Genomic DNA, 7,955 nt, shown 5'->3' with positions numbered 1-7,955 from the left:
GCACAACCTCCGCTTCACGCAGCTTGCCAATAATCTCTTCCGGGCGATGCTTCTTGCTCGGCATTCATAATCTCCTTCGTAATCCAAAATATCATCAATTTTGGACCACTCAGAAGGGGGCAGATCAGCTCGACGCGTCGGCGCCCATGCGCCTACTGTTGTGTCGCCATTTGGCGAGGAAATCACACGAACGGAAAATCTCTGGTGGGGTCGTCCCGCCACGTTGCGTCTTAACCCACGAGGGCGGGTCTTTCAGGCCGAATCAAGTGCCCGTCCTCACTTCAAAGGAGTGGCTGTCTGCCATGAAAGCGAAACTGTCCTTCCTGCCCTCCCTTGCGAGGATCTGTCTCGCGGCCACGACCGGCGCGGCTCTTCTTGCTATTTCAGCCGGCTCCGCCGCCCAGGCGCCCGCGAATAATCCGGTCCAGCCCAATGATCGCCGCCCGTTCCTCGCGCCCGGTGCGCGGACGAGCGACGATCCGGTGCGTATCCCGCGCAAGCCCGTTGCCGAGACGGGGCCCGAACTCGTCATTCGCGGCGGACGCCTGTTCGATGCGGTCAGCGGGGGCGTCCGTCCGGCGACCGTCGTCATTCAGGGCAACCGCATCAAGGCGGTGCTGCCGCCCGATGCGACCGGATGGGGCGCCGACGCGCGGATCATCGACGCCGCTGGCAAGACCGTGATGCCGGGGCTGATCGACATGCACACCCATGTCACCTATCCCGACCGCGCGACGCCGATCGACGAACAGGCAAGCGAGGGCGGCGGGACGCTGCGCGGCCAGCGCAACCTGCGCTATTTTCTCGAATCGGGCTTTACGTCGGTGCGCGACCTCAACGGGGTTAGCAACGCGCCTTTCCTTTTGAGCGAATGGAGCGCGGCGGGCATGATTCCGGCGCCGCGCGTCTTTGCGGCGGGCTGGATCATCACCGGCACCGGGGGGCACGCCACCGAGCGCCCGGTCAGCCCGAGCCATGGTCCCGACTATGCCAAGGAAGTCGATGGACCCGACGCGTGGCGGGGCATGGTGCGCAAGGCTTTCAAGGAAGGCGCCAGCGTCATCAAGATTGCGAGCCATTTCGCGCCTGACGAGGTTCGCGCGGCGATTGAGGAAGCGCATCTCCTTGGGCTCAAGGTCACTTGCGACTGCGAAACCATCTATACCGAGATGGCGGTCGATGCGGGCATCGACATGATCGAGCATCCGCTGCCGCGCTCGGACGCAGCGATCGCCAAGATGGCGAAGAAGAAGATCGCCGCAGTACCGACGTTGCAAGTGTACCAAAATCTGCTCGATCGCGCCGGCGGCTTTTATGGCTCGACCTCGCGCCGCTTCACGATGACGAGCCAGGGCAATTTCGACGAGTTCAAGAAGATGAAGGCGGCGGGCATCGTCATGGGCATCGGCACCGATACGATCGGCGACGCCAGCCTGATGGTGCCCAACAGCTATATCGCCGAACTTAAATGGTTCGTGCGCGGCGGCTATACGGTCACCGACGCGCTCAAGGCGGGGACGATCGTCAATGCCCGGCTCCTCGACATGGGCGACGAACTTGGCAGTATCGAACCCGGCAAGCTCGCCGACATCATCATCGTCGACGGGCGCCCCGACGAGAATCTCGACGACCTCGCGCGCGTCGAACATGTCATCAAGGACGGGAAATGGCTGATCGAGGGTGGCGCGCTCGTCACCCCGCGCCATGTTTCGCAGCCGCTCGTCAAGCCGTCGCCTCCGGCGGACGTGAAGTGACGCGCGGCTCCCTCGCGCGATCGTCGGCCGCGACCACCATCACCAGAAAAAGGGCCTCGCCTGTGAAAAAACTGGCTTTCGCCGCCGCCTTCGCGTGGCTGATGACGACGAGCGCCGCGATCGCGGGACCGGTCCCGACTCCGAAAGAGGTCCTCGGTCACGACATGGGCGAGGACCGCTATGTCGCGAGCTACAGCGAAACCGCGACCTATTGGAAGCGTCTCGCCGAACTCAGCGACCGGATCAGGCTTGTCGACATCGGCCCGACGGTCGAGAAAAGGCGGCAGCTGATGGCGATCGTCTCCTCGCCCGAAAATCTCGCGCTGCTCGACAAATATAAGGATATTTCGGAGCGGCTCGGCCGCGCCGAAGGACTGACCGACGATCAGGCACGCGCGCTCGCTGCCGAAGGCAAGGCCGTGATCTGGGTCGACGGCGGTATTCATGCCAGCGAGACGTTGACCCATTCGGCGATCATCCAGCAGGTCTATGATCTGGTGAACAGCGATGATGCCGAGGCGAAGCGGATCCGCGACAATGTCATCATTCTCTTCGTCGCCAACAACCCCGACGGTCAGGAACTGGTCGCCAACTGGTATATGCGGATCAAGGATCCGGCGAAGCGCGAGGCGGGGTTCGATAGCCTGCCCAAGCTTTATCACGCCTATGTCGGCCACGATAACAACCGCGACTTCTACATGGCCGAAATGCCGGAGACGCAGAATATTACGCGGGTGCTGTTCCGCGACTGGCGCCCGCAGGTCGTGCTCAACCAGCACCAGACCGGCCCCGCAGGCACCGTCGTCTTCATTCCGCCGTTCCGCGACCCCTTTAATTTCAACTTCGACCCGCTTGTGATGACGAGCCTTGAGGAAGTCGGTGCGGCGATGCAGTCGCGGCTTCTTTCCGAAGGCAAGCGCGGCGGTACGTCGCGCGAGGGCGCGCATTACGACACTTGGTACAATGGCAATCTTCGCTCGATCTCCTATTTCCACAATGCGATCGGGATACTGACCGAGACGATCGGCAAGCCGGTACCGATCGATATCGAGCTGGTCCCCGAACGTCAGCTCCCCGGAAACAACCAGCCCGCACCGATCGCGCCGCAAAAATGGCATATCGGCCAGTCGCTGGAATATAGCATGACGATCAACCGCGCGGTGCTGAGTTACGCCGCCGCGAACCGCGAGAAGCTGCTCTTCAACATCTACCGCATGGGCGCAAACAGCATCGCGCGCGGCAGCGAGGATAGCTGGACGATGACCCCGACGCGGATCGCCGAGATGCACGCTGCCTCGGCGGCGACGGGCGCCAAGCCGGTCGCGACGCGAACGCGCGGCAGCAGTTCGATCGATCCGCGCTTTTATGCCGAGGTGATGAAGAATCCGGCGAACCGCGACGCGCGCGCCTATGTGATCGATCCCGGCCAGCGCGACTATCCGACCGCGGTTCGCTTCCTAAACGCATTGATCAAGCTTGGGGTCGACGTCGATCGCGCCGCTGCGCCCTTCGCCGCGAACGGGAAGGAATATCCTGCGGGCACCTATTTCGTGCGCACCGCGCAGGCTTATCGCCCGCACATCCTCGATATGTTCGAAGCACAGGATTATCCCGAGAATTTCGAATATCCCGGCGGCCCGCCGATCCCGCCCGCCGATGCGACGGGCTACACCCCCGCTTTCCAGATGGGGGTCGGGTTCGAGCGTGTCCTCGACGCGATTGACGTCCCGTCAACGCGCGTCGGCACCATCCTTGCCAACCACCCGGGCCGGATCGTCGGCGAGGGCAAGGCGGGCTATCTCATCGGTCATGGCGCCAACAACAGTTTCATCCTTTCGAACCGCCTTCTGAAAGCGGGCGAGCCCCTTTTCTGGCTGTCCGAACCGGTTTCTGTTGCGGGCGGGACCGCCGAACCGGGCGCACTCTGGGTGCCTGCGAGCCCCACGGCGAAGCGCATCGTTGAGGCCGGAGCCGCTGAACTCGGCCTCGATGTCGAACGTGCGGCGGCGGTGCCCGCGAGTAACCGAACCGCCATGAAGCGGCCGCGGATCGCGCTCGTCGACGTCTATGGCGGGTTGATGCCGACCGGCTGGATGCGCTGGATCTTCGATCAGCATGAATTTCCTTTCACCATCGTCCATCCGCAGCAGCTCGACGCCGGCAGGCTGCGCAAGGATTTCGACGTCGTGATTTTGCCACACGCCGCCTTCCAGCTGCAGGCTGCGCGCGCCAGCGGCGACGGCATGTTCCGCGGTCGTGGCGACGACAAACAGCCGAAGCCAGAGGAAATTCCCGCTGAATATCGCGCTTGGCTAGGGTCGGTGACGGCGGAAAAATCCATCCCGGCGCTCAAGGCCTTCGTCGATCAGGGCGGTTCGCTGATCGCCATGGGCGGCTCGGCGCAGGCGATCGCGCAGGCGATGGATCTGCCCGTTGAGGATGCGGTTGCCGAGACGGTCGGCGGCAAGACCGCGCGTCCGCCGCGCACCAAATTCTATGTCCCGGGCGCGCTGCTCGAAGCCTCCGTCAACCGGGCGGTGCCGCTTACCTATGGCATGCCTGCACAGGTTGACCTCTTCTTCGATGACAGCCCGGTGTGGAAACTCAAGCCGGGCGCAACGGGCGTCGAGGTCCCGGTACGTTTTGCCGGTGTACCCCGATTGCGCAGCGGCTGGGCGCACGGTCAGGAGCGGCTCGACGGTGCGGCGGCGATCGTCGAGGTTGACCGCGGCAAGGGCCGGGTTGTCCTGTTCGGTCCCGAGGTCGCGCTGCGCGCGCAGACCCACGGTGCCTTCAAGCTGTTGTTCAATGCCATCTATCTGGGTGCGGGCCATGACGGGCGCTGAGGCTGGAACGGAGGCCGACGGCGGGCGTCGCCGGGACGTCGCACTCGCCGCTGCGACGGCGCAGTTGCTTGCCGTGCCGAAGGGCGCGGCGGCAGTGCGTGCCTTCTTCGATCCCGCAACCTCGACGATCAGCTATGTCGTCCACGATCCCGCCACGATGCGCGGCGCGGTGATCGACAGCGTACTCGATTATGACGCGGCGGCAGGACGGACTTCGACCGCGTCGGCCGAGGCGATCGCCGAACATGTGCGCGCCGCGGGCATTTCGATCGACTGGCTGCTCGAGACGCACGCGCATGCCGATCATCTTTCGGCGGCGCCCTGGCTCCAGAAGAGGTTCGGCGGTGCGATAGCGATCGGCGAACATATTCGCGCCGTGCAGGCGGTGTTTGGCGACATCTTCAACGCCGGAACCGACTTCCGGCGTGACGGATCGGATTTCGACCGCCTCTGGTCGGACGGCGACCGCTTCGCGATCGGCGAACTGCCGGTGACCGTGCTCCATGTTCCGGGGCATACGCCAGCCTGCGTCGCCTATGCGATCGGCGACGTCGTTTTCGTCGGCGACACGATGTTCATGCCCGATTACGGCTCGGCGCGTGCCGACTTCCCGGGCGGCGATGCGCAGACCCTTTTCCGGTCGCTGCGCCGCATCCTCGAACTCCCCGGCGCGACGCCGCTTTTCCTCTGTCACGACTATCTGACCGCCGAGCGGCGCGAGCATTGTTGGGAAACGAGCGTTGCCGAGCAGCGCGCGGCCAATGTTCACGCGCGCGATGGAATTTCCGAGGAGGAGTTTGTCGCGCGTCGGCGCGCGCGCGACGCCGGGCTCGCGATGCCGCAGCTGCTGCTGCCGTCGGTGCAGGTCAATATGCGCGCGGGGCGCCTGCCGCCCGCCGAGGACAATGGCGTCGTCTATCTCAAGATACCGATCGATCGGCTGTGAGCGCCGGCGCCCTTCCACGAACGGAGATATTATGACGATCAGGACGTTAACCCCGGCACTGCGTGTATCACCGCAGATCGACCCGGCGGACGTCGCCGGGCTCGCCGCGTCGGGCTTTCGTTCGATCATCTGCAATCGTCCCGATGACGAAGAGGGCGGTCAGCCTTCGGCAGCGATGGTTGCGGCGGCTGCCGAGGCGCATGGCCTTCGTTTTCGTCACGTTCCGGTCGTGCCCGGCGCAATGGGGGAGGGCGATGCTGCCGCGATGGCGCGCGCTCTCGCCGAACTGCCGGGCCCGGTGCTTGCTTACTGCCGCTCGGGCGCGCGCTCGGAACAGCTTGCGGCGATGGCGGCGGCGCGTGGCGAGGGTGGCGGCACCGCATGTTACGACATTCTCGTGATCGGTGGTGGCAGCGCCGGGATAGCGACCGCCGCGAGCATTTTGCGTCGTCGCCCGGACGTGTCGCTGGCGATCGTCGAGCCAAGCGAGGACCATTATTACCAGCCGGGTTGGACGATGGTCGGCGGGGGCGTCTTCGCGGCCGAGGTCACCCGGCGCGGCGAGGCGGGATTAATCCCTGCGGGCGCCGAGTGGATCCGGGGCGCCGCTGCGTCCTTCGACCCTGCGAACGACCGGGTGACGCTCGTTGACGGGCGGGTGATCGGCTATGGCGCCCTGATCGTCTGCCCGGGGCTCAAGCTCGACTGGGATGCGATTCCGGGCCTTGGCGCGACGCTCGGCTCGAACGGCGTCACCTCCAACTATCGCTATGATCTCGCGCCTTACACCGACCGGCTCGTGCGCCGCTTCCGCGGTGGCCGCGCGCTGTTCACCCAGCCGCCCATGCCGATCAAATGTGCCGGCGCGCCGCAAAAGGCGATGTATCTCTCGTGCCATCGGTGGGAACGCGCGGGCCTACTCGGCCAGGCCGATGTCCAGTTCCACAATGCCGCGCCCGCTTTGTTCGGGGTCGCTGCCTATGTTCCGGCGCTCGAGTCCTATATCGCGCGCTACGGCATCGACCTGCAGCTTGAATCGCGCCTTGTGTCGATCGACGGCACCGCGAAGGTCGCGCTGTTCGAGCAGAAACGCGGCGATATGGTCCGCCGCGTCGAGGAACGCTTCGATATGATCCATGTCGTACCGCCGCAGGTCGCGCCCGATTTTATCGCGGCAAGCCCGCTTGCCGCACCCTCGGGCTTCATCGCGGTCGACGAGGCGACCTTGCGCCACCCCCTGCATGTCAATGTCTTCGCGCTCGGCGACGTTGCCGCGACCACCAATGCAAAGACTGCGGCAGCGGCGCGCAAGCAGGCGCCCGTTGCCGCGCTGAACGCGCTTGCCGCGCTCGATGGCGCGGCGCCCGTGGCGGCCTACAACGGCTATGGCAGCTGCCCGCTCACCGTCGAGGCAGGCAAGATCATACTCGCCGAATTCGGCTATGGCGGCAAATTGCTGCCGACCTTCCCCAAATGGCTGATCGAGGGTACGCGGCCATCGCGCCTTTCCTGGCTGCTCAAGGAAAAGATCCTGCCGCCGCTCTACTGGCATGGCATGCTGCGCGGCCGCGAGTGGCTGGCGGCGCCTGAGCCATTGGGCAAGGGGGGGTGACGCTCGATACCGTCCAATATCTGCTCGGCGCGCTGTCGGGAGGGATTGTTGGCTTCACGCTCGGGCTTGTCGGCGGCGGCGGGTCTATCCTCGCGGTCCCGCTGATGGTCTATCTGGTCGGGGTTGCCAGCCCGCATGTCGCGATCGGGACCAGCGCGCTCGCGGTCGCCGCCAACGCCGCGTCGGGGCTGGCCCAGCACGCGCGCGCCGGGACGGTTAAATGGCGCTGCGGTTTCTTATATGCGGGGAGCGGCATCTTCGGAGCGCTCGCCGGGTCGACGCTTGGCAAGGCGATCGACGGCGAGAAGCTGCTTTTTCTGTTCGCGTTGCTGATGCTGGTTGTCGGTACACTGATGTTGCGCGGGCGGAATAATCCCGGGATCGAAGGCGCTGCCTGCAATCGCCACAACGCTCCGACGGTGCTCGGCTATGGGCTTGGGACGGGCGGATTTTCCGGGTTTTTCGGCATTGGCGGCGGTTTTCTGATTGTGCCGGGGCTCATCGCATCGACAAGGATGCCGATCCTCAATGCGGTCGGGACAAGCCTGGTCGCGGTGACCGCCTTTGGGCTCACCACGGCGCTGAGCTATGCGGTGTCCGGGCTGGTCGACTGGATGCTGGCCGGCATATTCATAGCCGGCGGTTTAGGCGGCGGAGTTATCGGGACACAGTTCGCCAGGCGTCTTTCGGGGGCAGGAAATCTGACGACCATTTTCGCCTGCCTGATCTTCGCGGTGGCGGCCTATATGATCTGGAAAAGCTTCGCGGCAGGCTGACGGCGCTTGTCGCTTTCGAAG

5 protein-coding genes are annotated in these 7,955 nt (G+C 64.9%); all 5 read left to right on the top strand.

Features of this window, described 5'->3' with window-relative positions; all coding sequences use genetic code 11:
* Window positions 1-302 precede the first annotated feature (302 nt).
* On the top strand, window positions 303-1,754 hold the full coding sequence (locus CDQ91_RS20290) for an amidohydrolase family protein (protein WP_088474524.1): 1,452 nt from the start codon (window positions 303-305) through the stop codon (window positions 1,752-1,754).
* 62 nt (window positions 1,755-1,816) lie between these two features.
* Window positions 1,817-4,600, top strand: coding sequence for a M14 family metallopeptidase (locus tag CDQ91_RS20285; protein WP_201791930.1), 2,784 nt, complete (start codon window positions 1,817-1,819; stop codon window positions 4,598-4,600).
* The gene (locus tag CDQ91_RS20280) at window positions 4,587-5,546 is read left to right on the top strand and encodes an MBL fold metallo-hydrolase (RefSeq protein WP_088474523.1); all 960 of its coding nucleotides are present in this window, start codon (window positions 4,587-4,589) and stop codon (window positions 5,544-5,546) included. The genes CDQ91_RS20285 and CDQ91_RS20280 overlap by 14 nt, the downstream gene beginning before the upstream one ends.
* Window positions 5,547-5,577: 31 nt before the next feature.
* Window positions 5,578-7,158, top strand: coding sequence for a bifunctional protein tyrosine phosphatase family protein/NAD(P)/FAD-dependent oxidoreductase (locus tag CDQ91_RS20275; protein ID WP_088474522.1), 1,581 nt, complete (start codon window positions 5,578-5,580; stop codon window positions 7,156-7,158).
* On the top strand, window positions 7,155-7,934 hold the full coding sequence (locus tag CDQ91_RS20270; protein ID WP_088474521.1) for a sulfite exporter TauE/SafE family protein: 780 nt from the start codon (window positions 7,155-7,157) through the stop codon (window positions 7,932-7,934). The genes CDQ91_RS20275 and CDQ91_RS20270 overlap by 4 nt, the downstream gene beginning before the upstream one ends.
* Window positions 7,935-7,955 lie beyond the last annotated feature (21 nt).

The organism is Sphingopyxis witflariensis, from assembly GCF_002205635.1.
Taxonomy (GTDB): domain Bacteria; phylum Pseudomonadota; class Alphaproteobacteria; order Sphingomonadales; family Sphingomonadaceae; genus Sphingopyxis; species Sphingopyxis witflariensis.
Note: the sequence above shows the minus strand (reverse complement) of the source record. Positions and strands in the feature narration are given on the sequence as shown.

What these genes read in the sequence shown, in the direction of transcription:
- CDQ91_RS20290 (WP_088474524.1), top strand. Translation starts at nt 303, where the DNA reads ATGAAAGCGAAACTGTCCTTCCTGCCCTCCCTTGCGAGGATCTGTCTC.
- CDQ91_RS20280 (WP_088474523.1), top strand. Translation starts at nt 4,587, where the DNA reads ATGACGGGCGCTGAGGCTGGAACGGAGGCCGACGGCGGGCGTCGCCGG.
- CDQ91_RS20275 (WP_088474522.1), top strand. Translation starts at nt 5,578, where the DNA reads ATGACGATCAGGACGTTAACCCCGGCACTGCGTGTATCACCGCAGATC.